This window comes from Blastopirellula sediminis, from assembly GCF_020966755.1.
Classification (GTDB): Bacteria; Planctomycetota; Planctomycetia; order Pirellulales; family Pirellulaceae; genus Blastopirellula; species Blastopirellula sediminis.
Genome location: NZ_JAJKFT010000002.1, coordinates 184,051 through 203,178 on the forward strand (window position 1 = coordinate 184,051; position 19,128 = coordinate 203,178).

11 protein-coding genes are annotated in these 19,128 nt (G+C 61.4%); 8 read left to right on the forward strand and 3 right to left on the reverse strand.

The features are described from left to right. Positions 1–80 precede the first annotated feature (80 nt). Positions 81–3,341 (forward strand): PVC-type heme-binding CxxCH protein, encoded by a 3,261-nt coding sequence (locus LOC68_RS01425; RefSeq protein WP_230214810.1) that lies wholly within the window; start codon positions 81–83, stop codon positions 3,339–3,341. 20 nt (positions 3,342–3,361) lie between these two features. Then, positions 3,362–5,068, forward strand: a complete 1,707-nt coding sequence (locus LOC68_RS01430) for an outer membrane protein assembly factor BamB family protein (RefSeq protein WP_230214812.1) — start codon at positions 3,362–3,364, stop codon at positions 5,066–5,068. 70 nt (positions 5,069–5,138) lie between these two features. On the opposite strand, the gene LOC68_RS01435 is transcribed toward LOC68_RS01430, so the two are convergent. Beyond that, positions 5,139–6,275 carry a hypothetical protein gene (locus tag LOC68_RS01435; protein ID WP_230214814.1) on the reverse strand — a complete coding sequence of 379 codons (1,137 nt, stop codon included), beginning with the start codon at positions 6,273–6,275 and terminating at the stop codon, positions 5,139–5,141. 166 nt (positions 6,276–6,441) lie between these two features. On the opposite strand from LOC68_RS01435, the gene LOC68_RS01440 reads away from it, so the two are divergent. The 6 genes from LOC68_RS01440 (at position 6,442) to LOC68_RS01465 (ending at position 12,574) form a co-directional block, all read left to right on the forward strand. After that, positions 6,442–7,227: an SDR family NAD(P)-dependent oxidoreductase gene (locus LOC68_RS01440; protein WP_230214815.1), complete on the forward strand. Its 786-nt coding sequence runs from the start codon at positions 6,442–6,444 to the stop codon at positions 7,225–7,227. Then, positions 7,227–8,630 carry a DUF6513 domain-containing protein gene (locus LOC68_RS01445; protein ID WP_230214817.1) on the forward strand — a complete coding sequence of 468 codons (1,404 nt, stop codon included), beginning with the start codon at positions 7,227–7,229 and terminating at the stop codon, positions 8,628–8,630. The genes LOC68_RS01440 and LOC68_RS01445 overlap by 1 nt, the downstream gene beginning before the upstream one ends. Continuing rightward, positions 8,627–10,033: an anthranilate synthase component I family protein gene (locus tag LOC68_RS01450; RefSeq protein ID WP_230214819.1), complete on the forward strand. Its 1,407-nt coding sequence runs from the start codon at positions 8,627–8,629 to the stop codon at positions 10,031–10,033. Before LOC68_RS01445 ends, LOC68_RS01450 begins: the two co-directional genes overlap by 4 nt. Continuing rightward, positions 10,030–10,689 (forward strand): anthranilate synthase component II, encoded by a 660-nt coding sequence (locus tag LOC68_RS01455; RefSeq protein WP_230214821.1) that lies wholly within the window; start codon positions 10,030–10,032, stop codon positions 10,687–10,689. The genes LOC68_RS01450 and LOC68_RS01455 overlap by 4 nt, the downstream gene beginning before the upstream one ends. 9 nt (positions 10,690–10,698) lie before the next feature. Next, positions 10,699–11,280, forward strand: a complete 582-nt coding sequence (locus tag LOC68_RS01460) for a DUF447 domain-containing protein (RefSeq protein WP_230214829.1) — start codon at positions 10,699–10,701, stop codon at positions 11,278–11,280. Positions 11,281–11,575: 295 nt separating this feature from the next. Further along, positions 11,576–12,574 carry a hypothetical protein gene (locus LOC68_RS01465; RefSeq protein WP_230214831.1) on the forward strand — a complete coding sequence of 333 codons (999 nt, stop codon included), beginning with the start codon at positions 11,576–11,578 and terminating at the stop codon, positions 12,572–12,574. A gap of 16 nt (positions 12,575–12,590) precedes the next feature. Here LOC68_RS01465 and LOC68_RS01470 read toward each other — a convergent pair whose 3' ends face one another. Both LOC68_RS01470 and LOC68_RS01475 read right to left on the reverse strand, forming a co-directional pair. After that, positions 12,591–15,512, reverse strand: a complete 2,922-nt coding sequence (locus LOC68_RS01470; RefSeq protein ID WP_230214833.1) for an Ig-like domain-containing protein — start codon at positions 15,510–15,512, stop codon at positions 12,591–12,593. A 59-nt stretch (positions 15,513–15,571) separates the two neighbouring features. Next, positions 15,572–19,111 (reverse strand): protease inhibitor I42 family protein, encoded by a 3,540-nt coding sequence (locus LOC68_RS01475; protein WP_230214839.1) that lies wholly within the window; start codon positions 19,109–19,111, stop codon positions 15,572–15,574. Positions 19,112–19,128 lie beyond the last annotated feature (17 nt).

Below are 19,128 nucleotides of genomic sequence, written 5' to 3' on the forward strand. Positions count from 1 at the left end.
GGGATTTGAGCGACAGGGCCCTGGCGTTTAGGATGGGAGGACCGTCCCACCTACCCGCCCCACCTGATTGGTTCTGACGTATGCCCCGACTACGCCTGTTGCTGCTCACGCTCGCCCTCCAGACTTCGCTCGCCGCGGCGTGCTTTGCGGTGGAAGAAGCGGCCGGAATCTCGGTTCCGGAAGGGTTCCGTGCGACGTTGTTCGCCGATGACGATCTGGCGCACGACATCTACTCGATGACGCTCGACGCTGAAGGACGCGTCGTTGTGGCCGGGGCCGGCTATGTGAAGACGCTGCATGATGACGACGGCGACGGCGTGGCTGATCGGGCGACCTTGTTCTCTGACGTTCCCCGCAGCGGCGCCCATGGCATGGCGTTCCGCGGGACTGATTTGTATTGCACCGGCGACCTCGGCCTCTTGAAGTTGAGCGACGCCGATGGGGACGGCAAAGCGGATGGCGAGCCGGAAGTCCTCGCCCAAGGTCGTCATCCCGAACATGGCGTCAACGGCGTTGTTTTTGGGGCCGACGGTTGGATCTATGTGATCTGCGGCAACGACGCGAACATTTTCGAGCGTCACGTCACGTCGCCTCACTCGCCGGTCGAACATCCCAAGACCGGCACGATCTTCCGCGTCGATCCGAAGACGAACATGTCGGAAGTGGTCGCCCACGGCTTCCGCAATCCGTACGACTTCGCCTTTGACGCCGCGGGCCGCATGTTCACCGTTGACGCGGACGGCGAACGAGATCAGCACCTGCCGTGGTACGCGCCAAATCGGCTCTTCGACATCGGCGTCGCCCAGCATCATGGTTGGGTGCTGCATGGTTGGCAGCGGAGCTGGAATCGCCCGCAGTCGTTCTTCGACAGCCGCGCTCGCGCGGTCGAAGTGGGCCGCGGTTCGCCGACCGGGGTCGAGACCTATCGTCACTACGCGTTTCCCGAAAAGTACAACCACGGCGTCTTCAGCCAATGCTGGACCCTCGGCCGCGTCTACTTCTTTCCGCTGCAGGAAAACGGCGGAGGTTACGAAGCGACGCAAGAAACCTTCCTGGCGACGACCGGCGCCGCGGGTCTTGCTCCGGTCGATATGGTCATCGGCAAAAGCGGCGAAATGTACGTCGCGATCGGCGGTCGCGGTACCCGCGGCAGCGTCTTTAAAATCGAATACGTCGCCGAACAGGCCAAACGCCAACTGCCGACCGAGCCGCTTGATCAGGTCCTGACCGCGCCGCAGCCGCAAATGGCCTGGTCGTACGCCGAGTGGGCGCCCAAGGCGAAAGCGCTGGGACGCGAAGCGTTTGTCGCCGCTGCGCTTGACGAACACCGCGCAACCGCCCAGCGCGTTCGCGCGATCGAAGTGATCACCGAATTCCTCGGCGGACTGCAGGATGGCGCCGAAGTCGACAAGCTGCTGGGCGCCAAAGACGACGCCGTCGCCGCGCGAGCGATTTGGAGCGTCGCATGCCGCCGTGACGAGGTTTGCCCGCCGAAGTTCTACCGTTTGACCTATCACCAGTCGCCGCGCGTGCGCCGCGCCGCCTGGGAAGCGATCGCATCGGCTGCAAAGTTTGACGCTGCGGTCGAGCGCTGCAATTGGGACTCGCTGCAAGATCCAGATCGCAACGTCCGCAGCGCGGCGCTCTATGCGGCGGAACGCGTGCTTGAAAAACAGCCGGCAGCCAAGATCAACGTCGAACCGTCGATCGCTGCGATCTGGACGAAGGCCTCCGTCGGGAACGCTACCTCCGACGAGATCGTCGCCGTGATTCATCAAGCGGTCGATCGGCTCGAAACGGCGAAGACCGAGCACGAACAAGAGGACGCCATCCGCGTGGTGCAGATCGCGCTGGGGGACATCACCGCCGAACAGGTCGACCCGGACGTCTACGCCGGCTATTCGCCAGGACGTCCGCGGACGGCGCCGCTGACGATGTGGGACCAGCTGGCCAGCAAGCTCGATCCGATCTTCCCGGTCGGTAAGCCAACCGTCGATACCGAAATTGCCCGTACGCTGGCGATGATCGAACAACCGGCGCCCAACTTCGTCGCCGAGGTCGGGCAGTTCTGGACCGAGGATTCGACCGTCGAAGAAGATTTGCACTACCTCTTCTGCTTGTCGCGGATCCCTGGCGAGCGTTCGCCGGAAGTCGTCGCCGCCGAAGCGAAAGCGTGGCTCGCGCTGCACGAAAAGATCGCCGACCAGCGCATGACGATCAGCCAGAACTGGTCGCTCCGCGTCGGCGAAGCTTTTTCGGCCGAACTGCAGCAAACGCCGCAACTGGCCGCGGCGATGCTCGCCAGCGACAACTTTGGCATGCTCGAACATTCCCTCTTCGCATCGTACTTTACGCCGGAGCAGCAAACGGCCGCGGCGACCAAGATCGTCGACGAGAACGACATCGAAGACATCACCGAAAGCTGGCCCGACGCGATGATGCCGCTGGTCGACAAGCTGCCGGAAGCAGAGCGGCTGGAAGTATTGCGTATTCGCTGGGACGACTTCAACATGCGGCATGCGGTGTTGGCTCGCTTGGGCGCGGCCCGCAAGGAAGAGGATCGTCCGCGGTTCATCGAGTCGCTGTTGTCGGCCAGCCCGCAGTCGGTTCTGCTCGCCGCCCAGATCCTGGCCGAGATGCCGAAGGAGAACGTCTCGGAAGACGAACTGCTCGCCGCGATGAAGGGGCTTCGCTCGGCTTGCATGCCGGGACAACCGCCGGAACAAAGTGCGGCGATCGCCAAGCTGCTCGCCTATTGGACCAACGACGCGTCGACCAACCCGAACGATCCGATGGGGAACCTGGCCGAAGCGTATCAAGGTTGGTTCGATTGGTTCGCCGCCAAGTATCCGGCGCGGAATAAAGAGCTGTTCGCCTACGCCGCCGACGAAGCGAGCTGGAAAACCCGCCTGGCCGACGTCGATTGGGCTTCCGGCAGCGCCCAGCGCGGGGAAGCGATCTTCGCCGCGCGCGGCTGCAAACAGTGCCATGCGTCGACCGGCCGACTAGGTCCGGGCCTCGACAACATCACCGGCCGATTCCGCCAATTCGACTTGTTCATGGCGATCGTCGACCCGAATCGGGACGTTTCTCCCTTGTTCCATACGACGCAGTTCATGACCCGCTCCGGCAAGAGCTTTATCGGAACGGTCGTCTACGAATCGCCGGCCGGCACGCTGATTCAGACCGGTCCTGGCGTCACCGAACGGATCCTGGAAGACGAAATCGTCGTTCGCCGCCCCAGCCGCCAATCGATGATGCCGGTCGGTTTGCTGAACGGGGTCGACGACCAGGGGTTGGCCGATTTGTACGCCTATCTACAATCATTGCGTACCAAGTAAGAAAATATCGGGAGCTGCTGATGACCGAACCGGTCGACACAAGTCAAGGAAGCGAAGATTCGACCACCCCGGATCGGGCGCCACGGATGATTCCGCCGCTACGAACCTGGCTGCTGTGCGGCTTGTTCCTGCTGCTCGCCATTTTCGGCCAGTCGGTCACGGAACTGGGAGACGGTCCGCTCGCCGGCCTGCGCGGCGCCGCGCCGATTGTGTTTGACGGCGCGGTCGGCAACGTGATGACCTTGATCGGCGCCTTTTTCTTCGTCGCCACGCCGATGATCTGGTTCGCCCTTTTCAGCGGTTACGACATCTACGTCCGCATCGCGCCGATTATCTTCTCGCTCACCGTGGTCGGCATCTTCTTCATCTTCTTCAAGATCCAGCATGTCGACGGCGAGATGAAGCCGAAGTTCGCCTATCGCTTTGCGCCAGTCGCCGACCAAAGGCTGGGCGAGCTGGAAGGGGATGGCGGCGGCGAAGGGCTCAGCACGAAGACGACCGAGCATGACTTTCCGCAGTTCCTGGGCCCCGATCGCAACCTGGTCGTGGCCGGTCCGAATCTGAGCGATTGGAACGCCAATCCGCCGCAGGAAGTTTGGCGACGTCCGATTGGCGCCGGTTGGTCGAGCTTTTCCGTGGTCGGCGATCTCGCCTACACGATGGAACAGCGCGGCCCGAGCGAATATGTCTCCTGCTACCGCGTTGCTGATGGGGAGCCGGTTTGGACCTTCAAGCATGACGCGCGGCATGAGACGGTCCTCGGCTACGTCGGACCGCGGGCGACTCCTCTGATCCACAACGGCAAGGTCTACGCCGTCGGCGCGACCGCCAAGTTCTTCTGTCTGGATGCGGCGACCGGCAAGCTGCAGTGGGAGCATGACCTGCTTGCCGAGTTTGACGCGACCGTTGCGCAGGCCGAAGCGATTACGAATTGGGGACGATCGAGTTCACCGCTGCTCTACCCAGGGAAAGAACGCGAGTTGATCATCCTGCCGGCCGGCGGTCCGACGCGTGAAGAGTCGACGTCGCTCGTCGCCTACGACGCCGAGAGCGGCGAAAAAGTCTGGACCGGCGGCAAGGAGCCGATCAGCTACGCCTCGGTGAATCTGTTCCAGCTGGGTGACGAAACGGAAGCGATCATCGTCAACGAAAGCAGCGTCGCAGGGCACAATCCGGAAACCGGCGAGCAGCTCTGGATCACCCCGTGGCCTGGCAGTTCGGCCGGCGCCGCGAGTTGCTCGCAAGCGGTCGACATCGGCGACGGCAAGATCTTGGTGACCAAAGGTTACGCGATCGGCGCGAAAGTCTTTTTGATCGAAAAGGGCGCCGACGGCAAGTACGCGGTCAACGACATCTGGGAAGATAATCGTCTGTTGAAAACGAAGTTCACCAACGTCGCGATCAAAGATGGCTACATCTACGGCCTGAACGACGGCATCCTCGAATGCGTCACGGCCGAAGATGGCGATCGCCAATGGCGCGAGCGCGGCTTTGGTCACGGCCAGCTGCTGATGGTCGGCGACAAGCTATTGGTGATGACCGAAGATGGCGAACTGGTCCTGGTCGATGCGACCCCGGACGGTTATCACGAAGCAGGACGCATCCAGGCGCTGGAAAGCGAGATCTCGCCGAACTGGAACAACCTCTGCATCACCGGCGATTTGCTGCTGGTCCGCAACGCGGAGCAAGCGGCCTGTTATCGGTTGGCGACCGAAGAAAAACCGTAGGGCAGGCCGTGCCTGCCGAATGCAAAACGCCCGCAGTAAGAGCGGCAGGCACGGCCTGCCCTACGATGCATCAAAACTTCTGCGCCAACAACCACTCTTCAATCATCACATGCTGAATCATCGGCGCCCTTAACAGCGCCGCTCGCTCCGGCAGTAGATTCTTCAGCCAGGGACGATTCACGAAGGTCGAGAGCGTGCGCGAGCCCAAGCTGCCCTTGGTTTGAATCTGCACGTTGTCGGCCAGACGGTGATAGGTGGCTGGGATGATGTTCGGGCCGGGGCCGATGTGGATGATCGTTTCGGTCCCGCTGCGCAAGGTCTCGTAGACGACCGCCCAGAGTAGCTGCGGTTGATCGACCCAGCGGTAGATCGTGTCGCGGAGGTTGATTTCGTCATAGCTCCGCTTGCCGGTCACGAGCGACAAGACCGGCGGCTGCGGCGGCTTCAGGCCGCTTTTCATCTTCGCCATGAACATCGCCGCGCGGGTGTTGATGCTGTTGCGCCAGATCAGCGGCGTGTGCATCGGGGGCCAGCGATGTTCGTTCACTTTGAAGAAGACGCGACACGGCAGCCGCTCGGCTAACTTCTCGCGACAGCGATCGAGCGCCGTCCCTTCGCCGATCAGCAGCACTGAGTTCGGAGAGAGGACCGCCGAGACCCCGATCAGCTCGTCCCCTTCTTGATTCGTTTCGATGCAGCACTGCTGCACCAGCTTGAGCGGCAGCTCTTGCTTGCGGCAGAAGACGACCGCCAGTTGGCAGCCATGGGCCAGACTGGCCGTATCGTCCGCCATGGCGGTGGTGATGCCGACGGCGTCTTCCACGCTCAATGCGCCCGAAGCGCAAAGGGCGACGATCTCGCCCAGGCTATAGCCGAAGAAGTACTGCGACTGTTCGATCTCGACATAAAAGAGCTCACGCAGGATATCGAGATGCGCCAGTTCGGCGCCGATAATCAGCGCGATCGCATCGGCATAGGCGTTCAGGCCAACTTCCTCACGAGCTTCGACGCGGCGGATTAGATCGATCTTTCGCCCGACGTTCTGGCTGGCGATCTCCCCGCACTCAACCAGACGGCGGCGCATGATCGGGCCATATTCCGGGTGCGCCAGCAACTCGGGCGTGCTGCCGAGGTTTTCAAAGTTGTAGCCGCGAAACGCGAAACAGGTCGTGCTCAAGCGGTTAAACGGCGGCGGGGAGTTCGGCATGCGGGCTAGTGCTGGTTGTCGAGGAAGCGGCGGCGTATCAGAATGAGATATTAGCCGCGTTGCGGTCGGCGCTGATGGGGCTGCGCCAACCTCTTTTGCAACCATACTATACAGCTGACCCCGTTGTTGGCGCCCCCCAGGGACATTCGACTTGCCGCTGAGGCCTATGCCCGATTTGACCGGAAAAATCGCCGTCGTTACCGGCTCGTCCAGCGGAATTGGACGTGCTACGGCGCTACGTCTGGCGGCCTGTGGCGCCAGCGTCGTAGTTCACGCGGCGAAAAACCGGTCCGGCGCGAGTGAGGTCTGCGACGAGATTCGCCGCTTGGGGGGGAATGCCGAGGCGATTTTCTGCGACTTCCGCGACGCCGCCGACCGCTTGCGGTTTGTCGAAGCGGCATGGAACGTTTGGGGCGGCGTTGACTGTTGGGTGAACAATGCCGGCGCCGACGTCCTGACCGGCGCAGACAAAGAGCTCTCCTTCGCCGACAAGCTAAAGCTGCTCTGGCAGGTCGACGTCGAGTCGACGATCGAGCTGTCGCGCGAAGTAGGACGACGGATGATCGACCAGCAGCGCGCTGGCGCGGCGATCGTCAACATCGGCTGGGATCAGTCGGAGCGCGGCATGGAAGGGGAGAGCGGCGAGATGTTCGCCGCCACCAAGTCGGCGATCACGGCCTTCAGCCGGAGTCTGGCTCGTTCGCTCGCGCCGCAGGTGCGCGTCAATGTGGTGGCGCCGGGCTGGATTAAAACCTCGTGGGGCGAAACGGCGAGCGACGTGTGGAGTCGCCGCGCGATCGCCGAGTCGCTGCTGCAGCGGTGGGGAACGCCGGACGATGTCGCGGCGGCGATTGCGTTTCTCGTTTCGCCGGAGAGCGCGTTCATCACCGGGCACGTGCTGCCGGTTAACGGCGGGCTGAACCATTCGCATCTTCCCGAGCGGGGCCAGTAATGTCGGCCGCGCAAATTCATTTCGTCACCGGTCGTCTGGCCGAGCCAGCGCTGCGCTCGATCCTGGCCGATCTCGCGCCGCGGATCGGTTTTGGCTATAGCGTCCAGACGATGAACATCACCGTCGCCGCCCTGATGACCGCCGATTGGGTCGCCGCGCGGCTGGAAGTTCCCCCAGGCTCGACGCAAGTGATGGTGACCGGCTATTGCCTGGGAGATCTGGCGGTGATCGCCGCGAAGGCCGGCGTCCCGGTCGAGCGCGGGCCGAAAGATCTGCGTTTGCTCCCTGCTTACTTTGGCGAAAGCAACCGCGGCGAAGACTACGGCGCCTATGACATCCAGATCGTCGCCGAGATCAATCACGCCGCCAGCTTCTCGCTCGAAGACTTGCAGGCCGAAGGTTTGCGGCTCGCGAAAGATGGCGCCGACCTGATCGACGTCGGCTGCGATCCTGGCGCCACTTGGGAGGGCGTTGCTGACGCCGTAAAGGCGCTGCGTGACGCGGGACTGCGCGTTTCAATCGACAGTCTCAACCCGGTCGAGATCGCCGCCGCGGTAAAGGCAGGCGCCGAACTGGTTCTCTCAGTCAATTCCTCCAACGTCGCTCACGCCGCCGAGTGGGGCTGCGAAGTGGTCGTCATCCCGGACGATCCAAAAACGCTCGCCGGTTTGGACGAGACGATCGCGTGGCTCGAACAACATGGCGTTCGCTATCGCATCGATCCGATTCTGGAGCCGATCTCATTCGGGTTCGCGGAAAGTCTGGCGCGGTATGTCGATGTTCGCCGTCGTTATCCCGCGGCCGAGATCTTCATGGGAATCGGCAATCTGACCGAACTGACTGACGTCGACTCGGCCGGCGTCAACACGCTGCTCCTTGGTTTTTGCCAGGAACTGGGAATCCGGGGCGTGCTGACGACGCAGGTGATCAACTGGGCCCGGACCAGCGTGAAAGAATGCGATCTGGCCCGGCGACTGATGCATTACGCCGTTCAGCAAAAGGTATTGCCGAAGCGGATCGAACCGCAACTGGTAACGCTGCGGGACGAGCGAGTCGTCTACGAGTCGAACGAAGATCTCGAGCGACTTGCTGCGACAATCCGCGACAACAACTACCGGCTGTTCGCCGACGGCGAGTCGCTCCACTTGGTGAGTCGCGATCTGCATCTCACCTCCACCGATCCGTTTGAGCTGTTCGCCCAGCTGATGGTAACGGCGCCGACCAACGTCGACCCGTCGCACGCGTTTTACCTTGGCTTTGAGCTCTGCAAGGCGCTGACCGCCAACCAACTGAGCAAACAATATCGCCAGGACGAATCGCTCGATTGGGGCTATCTGACGCAAGCGGAAAAGCTCCACCGCTTGGCTCGCGGTAAGAAGAGTGCGCCGGAGGAAGAGTCATGAACGACCCTGCGCCGGTGATCGTGCCGCTCCCCAATTTCGACGTCGTCGCCGCGTGGGAAAAGCTGCGCGAAGCGCCCCGCTGTTTGTTCCTCGACAGCGCGCTGCAGCATGTACGCCTTGGCCGGTATAGCTTTCTAACGGCTGATCCCTGGGCGTGGTTTGTCGAGCAGGAAGGTAGCCTGCCAGAGATCGCCGCACTGCTCAAACAGTTCGAGACGCCGACGATCGCCGGCTTGCCGCCGTTTCAGGGTGGCGCCGCAGGCTTGTTCGGCTACGAGTTTGGCGCCGCCTTTGAAGGGGTTGCGCCCGCGGAGTACGACGAGTTCTCGCTACCGCAGTTGGCGATCGGCTTTTACGACGTGGTGATCGGCGTGGATCATGCCAGCGGCGACGCCTGGTTGATCTCGCAAGGGTTTCCCGAGACGAACAAAAAGAAGCGGAAAGTACGGGCTCAACAGCGGGCCGATCAGTTCCTCCATTGGCTACAAGTGGGCGTTTCGCCGGAAGAAGCGAAGCGAACCAAAACGCCGTCGCCGCTCTCGGCCGATAAGCTGGCGCCGCAGTTCGCCACGCCGCACGCCGGGGTGACCAGCAGCTTTTCGCAATCGGCGTATCTCGCCGCGGTCGAGCGGTCGGTCGAATATGTCCGGGCCGGCGACATCTTTCAGGTCAATCTGTCGCAGCGGTTGTTGCACCCGGCCGTGACTGATCCGGCGACGCTATATCGCAGCTTGCGAACCTGCAACGCGGCGCCGTTCGCCTCGTACTTTGACATGGACGATGCGACCTTGCTGAGCGCATCGCCGGAGCGATTCGTCCAGGTCCGCGGCCGGAAGGTCGAAACGCGGCCGATCAAAGGAACCCGGCGCCGCAGCGGACGCCCCGAGTGGGATATGTACGCCGGGGGCGATTTGCTGGCGAGCGAGAAAGATCGGGCCGAAAACATTATGATCGTCGACCTGATGCGCAACGACCTGTCGCGGGTTTGTCAGGACGAGAGCGTCGCGGTGACCGAGTTGTGCGTGCTGGAGCAATACGCGACGGTGCAGCATCTGGTCTCGACGATCGTCGCCAACCTGCGCGACGATGCGAGCCCGATCGATCTGCTGCCAGCCGCGTTCCCCGGCGGTTCGATCACCGGCGCCCCCAAGATCCGCGCGATGCAGATCATCGCCGAGCTCGAACCAACCGTTCGCGGCCCTTACTGCGGTTCGTTAGGATACATGGGGCTGGACGGGACGATCGACCTGAACATCCTCATTCGGACCGTCACCGCGGCTCGCGGGTGGTGGCAATTCCCAGTTGGCGGCGGACTGGTCGTCCAAAGCGATCCGCAGCGCGAATACGAAGAAACCTGGCACAAAGCGGCCGGCATCCTGCAAGCGATCGCCGCACTTTCATGATCCTGGTCATCGACAACTACGACAGCTTCGTCAACAACCTGGCTCGGTATTTTCGCCTCTGGAGCCAGGAGACGATCGTCGTGCGCAATGATGCGATCGACCTGGAAAGCATCCGCGAGTTGGATCCCGACGCGATCGTCTTGTCGCCGGGACCATGTACTCCGGACGAAGCCGGCGTTTCGCTCGAAGTGGTCCGCGAGTTCGTCTGCACGACGCCGATGCTGGGAGTTTGCCTTGGCCATCAAACGATCGCGCAGGCGCTCGGCGGCAAGGTAGTACGCTCGTTTGAGCCGATGCACGGCCGCGCGTCGATCATCCGGCATGATCATGATCCGCTGTTTGCCGGAATGCCCGACTCGATTCGCGTCGGGCGGTATCATTCGCTGATCGTCGAACAAAAGACGCTGCCGACCTGCCTTCGAACGATCGCCGCGGCCGAAGATCGCTCGATCATGGCGTTTCGGCATTTGACGCGACCGGTCTACGGCGTGCAGTTTCATCCCGAGTCGATCCTGACCGAGCAGGGCTTCGCGATGATCGGCAACTTTTTGAAGACGGTCGAGATCGAAGCTCGCATGCGGAGTAACGTTCCGAGTGATGCGGCGCCGAGTACGCCCCCGGATCAGTTTTCGACCGACGTTCCTTTCTACTACTAGGCGAGATCGATGGAACGTTTGGTGCTGGAGAGCCTGGTGACGACGATCGGCGATGATGGCGCGGTTAACGTCGCGCCGATGGGACCGCTGGTCGATCGCGCCTTGACGCAGTTCACGCTTCGCCCGTTTCAGACGTCGCGCACCTTTGAGAACCTCCACCGCGGTTCGCCGGTGGTGGTGCATGTGACCGACGACGTCGAATTGCTCGCGGCCGCCGCGATTGGCGCTTCGACCGCAGCGCTGGTCGGTCCGATGACGCGGTGCGCGGTAACCGGCGGCGTCATCCTGCAAAACGCGTGTCGCTGGTATGCGTTGAAAGTGGTGAAGCTGGACGACTCGCAAGATCGGGCGACGATCGAGTGCGAAGTCGCCGCGAGCGGGCGGCTGCGGGACTTTTTCGGTTTGAATCGGGCGAAGCACGCGGTGGTCGAAGCGGCGATCCTGGCGACCCGCGTCGATTTATTGCCGATTCCAGAAATTGAGGCCGACCTAGAGCAGCTTCGCCCTTTGATCCAAAAGACCGGCGGCGCCGCCGAAACGCGGGCCTTTCAGCAGATTTGCGACTACGTCGCAGCCGCGAAAGCGAGATAAAAGAGTGGAACAGGCGCCACGTCCGACACTCGCCCGAGGCGCGAGCCGAGGGAATGAGGTCGCAATTGCCGGAAAAGCGCCGTTTCGATTCTAGCCGTAGCGCTTCGTTCCCTATTTTCCGGCGAATCCGAACGCTTTCCCTCGGCTTGCGCCTCGGGTTGGTGTTGAGCGCGCTCCCTGCAGTTCGCCCGAACTTGTTCGCGTTTTCGTAGCAGAGCCCGTTTTTCCTCCGCCGGGGGAAACGTTACACTACGGGTAGCTTCCCCCTCATGCATCTCCCCGCCTGGTCAGAACGTTGCTCGAAATCCGCACGCCAAGTCGCCTTCATTTCGGACTGTTGTCGTTCGGCAATCCGTCGGTGGCGAAATATGGGGGCTGCGGCGTGATGATCGAGCGGCCGGCGCTCCATCTGACGCTCGACCCTGCGGATCGCTTCTCAGCTCACGGACCAACGGCCGGACGGATTCGGGAATTCGCCGATCGCTGGAGCCGCTCGCATCGCCGTGAGCTGCCAGCCGTTTCGATTTCTGCCACCCACACGCCGCGCCAGCATGTCGGGCTCGGCCTCGGTACGCAATTGGGACTCGGCGTCGCGACGCTACTGAACTGCGCTTGCCAGATCGGACACGAATCGATCGAGGCCCTCGCCGCTTCGGTCGGCCGGGGCGCTCGCTCGGCGGTCGGCTGTTATGGTTTCCGCCAAGGAGGCTTCATCGCCGAGCGCGGGATTGAAACGCCGGGGCATTTGTCGCCGCTGCAGACGCGGATTGAAGTGCCGGCCGATTGGACCTTTCTGCTCGTCTTCCAGACGAAGCGAAGCGGCATTTCCGGCACGGCTGAAACGACCGCTTTCCGGCAACTGCCGCCGGTCCCGGTCGAAGTGACCGAAGAGTTGAAACGGATTCTGTACGAAGAGATGACCCCGGCGCTAGAAGCCGCCGAATTCGATCGTTTCTCGGACGGCCTCTTCCGCTACGGCGAACTGGCCGGCAACTGCTTCGTGAAAGTGCAGGGGGGCGCCTATCTCAATCAGCTGAGCCAACGGACCGTCGACACGCTGCAACAATTCGGCGTCCGCGGCGTCGGGCAAAGCTCGTGGGGCCCGACCATCTTCGCCCTCTGCACCGGCCGCGAGCAAGCCGAAGCTGCCCGCGAGTATCTGAGCGAAGCGCTTGCCGGCGAAGAATTGGAAATGGAGATCACCACCACCGACAACCAAGGCGCCCATCTCATCGCCGACGCCGGTTGCGAGTGGTATGGAACGCTGGAAGATTCCGGCGTGACGTTGGGTTAACGCTAACCTGCCTCCGTCATTCAATTCGGAACTTGGCGCTATGCGCCGCTTCGGGTTGGCTATCGTCATCGGACGGGAACATTCGGAACTCGTATTCGCCAGGCGGCGTGTTGGCTGGGATCTTCATGTTGACGATCCCGTTGCCTTTGCCGTTGAGCGTGACGTAGGCGATGTCGGCGTCGTCATTGGGGCGTTGATCGCCGTGGGGAACGTCCGCCGGAATGATGCCGATCCAAGCGTTTTTCTGGTAGCCTTTTCCGGCGACAAACTTGACGACTGCCTGCTCGCCCGGCTTCGCCGTTTCGAACAACAGGGTCAATCCGACAGGCTGGTTGATCAGATAGTCCGGCTTTAGGTAGTGATTTTCAACTTGGGAGCGATAGTACGGCCATCCTTGGTACTCCATCGTTCCATCTTTGTATTTGCGGATACTGACCGTGATGGGCCAGCTGATCGTCACGTTGAAGTCCGTTAGTTGCGAGAGGGGGAGTTTGGCTACCGTGTTGATGTTGTATACGTGCTTACAGGCCAATAGTACCAGATCTTTGAAGTAGGTCGTCGCTTCCAGGTCCATTCGATCCTTGAAATGGCAGTTCAGTCGATAGTCGACCTGTTGGTAGAGATCGGTCTCGTGATAGATCGCGTTCCCCACCATCTCAAATCCTGGTCCTTCCAGCACCCCGTCATCATTCCAGTCGGAGTTGCTGCCATGTATCAGGTCCCAGCCGGTCTCATATCCGTTGTCCGCCACGACGATCCGGTCGATGCGAATATCAACGAAGCCTGACTGCGCAGCGGCGAATCGCCGCCGCGCATCGCGGTCGAGTTCCAACTGGGGACTGGGAAACTCATTCGCGTAGAAGTTTCCCTGATCCAATGCGGAATTTACAGGAAACGTTTGGTTGGCCATCATATATTCGCCGAGCCACGGCTGATCCCAAATGGCGTCGACGCCATATCCGTAGAGCCATTGCATGAGGGTCAATATCCACAAGTTGTCGTACTTGCCGATCGGATCTGGGAGTTGCGAATTCTTTACGACTACCACGTGAAACGCCATCCTCCCAGTCTTTTGATCGACCGCGAAGAGATGAGGCTGAAGTTTGATAAAGGTTTGCTGGTGCGCCGCCTTTAACTCTTGGTGGGAAGGGCCGATATAGTCGAAGCTCAGCTGGCCAAGGTCGTCCGTCTGCGCGAGGATGCAGTAGGAGGTCGTCGTCGCTTGCCCTTTTACCTGATGTCCGACGTCGACTTCCAAGTCTCCGCTGATCGGCTTGTAAAGCATGATCTTTTCGCCGGCTTTCTTAACCGGTTTTCCCTTTTCATCCAACAGCCTTACGAGCATCTTGGTGGTGCGGTCGACTAATCTGTCTGGTCCCGTTGAGATGACGGACTTGCCGAGAGGATGCACTCCAATCTCGATGCGGCGCATGTCGCGCTTCGTTGTGATCGTGAGATAATCGGTAGCGCCGCTCCCGGGCTCCACGGCCCGCAGCATCTCGTCATGCGCTCGCTTGTCTTGTCGCGTCATCTCGTCGAATGTGGGCGAGGTGTAGGTCACTTCCGCCTTACCCGCGGCGTCGGTAACGACAACGCGGTCCGACAGACTTCCCATTTCCGGCTTTTTGAACGCAACACGGGCCTGCGAGACCGGCTTGCCGTCTTTGCCCACCAGGAACGCTTCCACGCGGCACTCCGCGGGCTTATCGATCGTCGGAGTCAGCTCGACGTCATCGAGCGCCGTCAGCGTTAGCTCGGCCGATCCCACCTCCGCTGGATCGAACGGTTCGGCGGGGATGTCGCCGGCGAGAAGATCGATCAGCTCTTTGGCGGCCGCATAATGGATCTGGTTTTGAACCTTGCCGCGTTGGTCGCTGTCGAGCCCGGTCGGCATGCTGCTATGGATCCACAAATAGAAGTAGCCGTAGGGAGTTCGAATGAAGAGGAGCTCGATTCCCGGCGGTCTGGACAACGAAAGATCATCGCGGACGAACATCGCCCAGTTGCGTCCCGAGAGAACCTTCAGTTTAGGAAAGTTTTGCAAATCGCTCTCGGCGCTTTCCAAGTCGCTACGGATGTATTCGATTGCGGAACTGCTGGCATAGAGACCGCACATCGATACGCCGAGATAACCTTTCTCGGGATAGTGCTTGTGGGGCGGTCGCACGATATCCCAGTGAAAATTCCGTGGAGACCAGTCGAGATAAGGAGGGTACTCGGTAAGCGAGGTCGCAGAGTCGACGTTGGCGTAATATCGTCGCCATTCGGCGACATTGGCGACGTCGGACGGACTGACCGCTGCGGCCGGAGCGGCGAACTTGATGGTAACGGGGACGACGCCTTCCGCTTTCGTCGAAGCCTTGCAGGGCCAGCTTTTCGCCGCCATGCGCTGTGCGAACGTCGCCATGCGACTAGTGACGTACTCGTCAGCCGCAAGATAGGCGGCGTAGTCGAGTTTGAGCGCTTGTCGCTTTCGCTCCAGGAATTTTTCGACCGGGACCATTCGCTTCTCTTCCGCAGACCAATAGCTGTCCGGCATGAAGGTGATATAGCTGCGAGCGTAGGTGAAGTTGCGGGCGGCGATCGCCTGTTTGGCGAGTTCCAGGTTTTTGACGCTCTGACGCTCCAAAAACTGGAGATTTAGCTGCTTGATCGCCTCCGCACGCTCGGGAGATTCCGGGGTCGCGAGCAATCGCTTCACTTGCTCGCGGTGACGCGCCTGATCGCTAAAGTAGGGAAGATTAGCGACGTCGTTGTAGGGTTGCCAGGAAAGCTGCTCAATCCGCGGCAGGTAGAGTTTGTTGGCTCGATTGATTAGCGCTTCGACCTGGGCCGCTCGGGCTGGATCCTTTTCCTCAGCGGCGGCGGGGCGAACCATCACCGTTAACCCTGCCGTGAAACAGCACGTCGCAATCAGCCAGCTTCGTCCGGTGATCATCGTTTCACCCACCATGCGCCCCCTGAAAGCGAAGTTTCCGGGGGCGTCCTTACGAATCGTTAGCGAGTTCGGAAACCGCCGCCGCTGGCCGGGCCGACCGTCACGGAGACGTTCGCCTGCGATGCGGCCGAGGCCTCCCACGGCCGTTTCAGTTGAAACGCCAGGTGGAAGCCCCGTTGCGCTTGCGAGTTGACGCGGAAGACGTACTTCGTGTAGCCGCCGGCGCCGATGGAATAGCCACTGCTTTTCACCCACTCGGGACCGCTGACCAGCGTCACTTCACGCGACAGTCTTGAGACCATTCCCCATTGATAGCCGGTACCAGCGCTCAAGTTGAGCCGCACCTCCAACGTTCCTCCCGGGGCGACGCACAAGTTGGCCTGGGTGTTATGACTGTCGAGCGTCACAACGCCGTTCAAGACGCAAACCTGCGGAGTTGGATGGGGCGTCGGCTCGGGGTGCGGATGCGGCCATGGCATCGGCGGATGAGGCGAGGGTTCCGGGTGCGGCGTCGGCTCCGGATGCGGTTCGGGTATCGGTTCCGGCGCCGGTACGCGCTTCAGTTCGATCTTGGGCCGCTCCATCCCTTGCGTGACGTCGATTTTCACGTTGCGGCTATAGAACCCGGCTGGAGCGTGTACGTCAACGGAATAGGGGAATTCTTTGTTCTCCATCACCTTCACGGTAAAGCGCCCGCCGGAGTCGGTCACGTCCGACGCAGCCGCCCTGCGACTTGGGCTTTTCGGCGCGAACCACTCGACTCTGGCGCCTTCGACGGCGACCAGCTTTCTGGAATCGACTTGCGAGCGGGTCAGGACGTAACCTTGCACCGTCACCAGGCTCGGCTGCTTCGGCTCTACCTTCAGGAAGATGGGATCCATCTCCGGGTAGACTCGGTAGAACTGCTCGGGCAAGGGCTCGAACTTCTCTAGGTCGAGATCGGCCGACGGCGAGTAACTTCCTTCACGCATTTCCAGCGAAAAGGCGCCGTTGCTCTTGGTTGCCGTAACGTAGGTTTCGACCGGCACGTTCGCCGCTGGCAACGCCGGCGTAAAGGTAAGCTTTACGTCCGGAAGGCCGGAATATCCGGTCCGACTCTTTTCATTCTTGTAGACGAGCCAGCCGGTCACTTTCACCAGCTTGGGCGGTTCGACCAGCGGCACGAGGGTCACTTCAATTTCGTGCGTTGGGCCGGGAAGGTCGATCGTATCGCCGCCCGAACGATAGCCTTCTTTCTGCACGAGGACCGTATACGTGCCGGGCTCTTGCAGATTTTCAAACTTGGCGACGCCATCGGGAAGGGTCGGCTTGTTGGGCGCGTCGGCCAGCGATTGCTTTTCGTGGCGGACCGTCACCTTGGCGCCTTCCAACAATAGGTCCTCTGGATCAGCTTTCCCTTTGACCGTTACCTTCAAATCGAAGCCGGTCGGTCCCGATTCAGGGAGGAGCACGATATTCACTTCGGTGTACGCGCCGGTCAGAACCTCGTGAACGAGGCTGGGCGAATCATGATAGCCGGCGGCGACCGCTTTGACGAAGTATCTGCCTGGGCTCAGGTTCTGCTGATAGCTGCCGTCGGCTTCGAGTTTGATCGGGCCGTAGACCAGGGCGGGATCGGTTTGCGAAGTAATGGTCAGCTTCAAGTCGGCCGGCGGCGGCAGGACGTTGTAACCTCGCGGAACCGCCACCCGCACCTTGCCCCGAATCCCTTGTCCCGCCGGCGGCTCGGCGCGAACCAGCGTAAAGTCGCGGACAAGCTGATCGCCGGGGTTGATCACGAGCGGCTGCGGATCTTGCAGTTGTTGAAAACCGGTCGCCGTCACCGACGCTTGCCACGTGCCGGGAAGCATCGTCGTTTGGTAGCTCCCATCTTCCAGGCTGCCCGCGCCGGCAGGGGTTCCGCTGTTTTCTCGCAGCACGATCGCCGCGCTGGCAATGCCGCGTACGCTCCCGTCCGGAAGCTGCTCGACGACGCGTCCGGATAGATCAGCGGTCTGCGGGGTCGGCGTGATTGGATCCGGAACCGGGAACGGGGTTGGGTTGGGGTTCGGATTTGGATTGGGGTCTGGCTGCGGGTTGGGATCTGGATTCGGATTCGGGTCTGGCGGCAACGGGTCTTCATCCGGAAACGGGTCAAAGTCGTCGTCCGCGGGAGTTACGTCATCATCGGGCGTCACATCATCGTCCGGGGTGACGTCGTCGTCAGGAGTAACGTTGTCATCCGGCGTTACATCGTTATCGGGGGTAACGTTGTCCGGCGTTACATTGTCGGGGGTGACGTTGTTGTCTGGCGACAGGTCATTGGCGCCTGGTTCCGGCTGAGGATAGTCAGGCGCGGTTGGATCAGTTGGCAGCGGCAGCGGCGTCCCGTCGGCGGGATTCAAGCCTTGTCCGGTTCCCGCGGTCCAAGCGGCCGTCTCGCGCTGCGAGTGGGTCTCGTCCGAAACCAACTCCCCTTTGTCGTTAAGGTGGGCCGGGGGAATCAATCGGATCGCCGCCAAGGAGCGCTTGTCGAGGAAGTTCAGTTCGCTGTCGTAAATCACTACGCCGTCCGCTTCCACACGCAGTCGTTCCGGATGCCAACGGTCTGGCGCGGCGGCGTAAGGAATTGGACTCGCAATCATGCCGAGCGCGAACTTCCGCAGATCGAGCGGCATCAGCGGGCCGGTCGCCAGGTCGATATCGAACTCTTGCGCCCCATTGACCGAGGTCAACGGATGATCGGCGTCGCTCAGCGCGTACTTGCGAGCCCCTGCCTGAAAGTAGACGATGTTCCGCGTGTCGGCGCCGGTATGAGCGAACGTTACGACCGTCACCTTGAGCGATTTAATCGCTCCATAACCGTAGCCAAGCGGTTCAAATCCAACCTCCTCGTACCACGGATAGCGTCCTTCCGTTTGCGCGACGGCTTGATGCAGTCGCGCTTTCAGCGGCGTCAGCTCCCGTTCCTTCTGCGCCAGCGCCTGGCGATCGGCGTCAGTCGCCAGGTTGGCGGAGACAAGCGCGTTCAGGTCAGAAATTTGAATTTCCAGCGGCGTTACTTTCGGCTCGAGTTCAGCGATCGTGGCGCGGGCCTTCTCCAGCGCAATACTCGGCTGTTGATAAAGGGCGTCATTGGCGGCCAGCAGCTTGCCGTTCACCTTGACTTCGTACCCTTTCAGCTCCCATTCGCCGGCGCCGGTCGTCATCAAACCAATCCGGGCGATGTCGCCGACGCGCACGCCATCAAGCAGCAGCGGCGTTGCGCGGAAGCGATCTTGCCCCGGCTCGCCGCTACGCAGGAAGGTGAAGGTCGCCTGGGAATCGGCCGCGAGCGATTTTTGGTCGGCGGTCGTTTGCTGGGGCACGGCGCCAAAGGGGGCCGATTCGTCATCGTCACGTCCGAGCGGAGTAAGCCACAGAGGAAAGCCAAGTCCCAGATCTAGCGCGATCGGATCTTCGAGGCTCGCTCCCTTGCTGACCGAAATCGTCACTTCCAGCGACGCAATTTCGTCGCCGGCCGTTAGCTCCGTTCCTTGTTGGAAGTCGGCCATCGCCGGAACGGACAAGATCAGCAGCGTAAACCCCGCCGCCATGATTCGGAAGAATGAAGCGTTCATCTCCGTAGCCTCCGTGT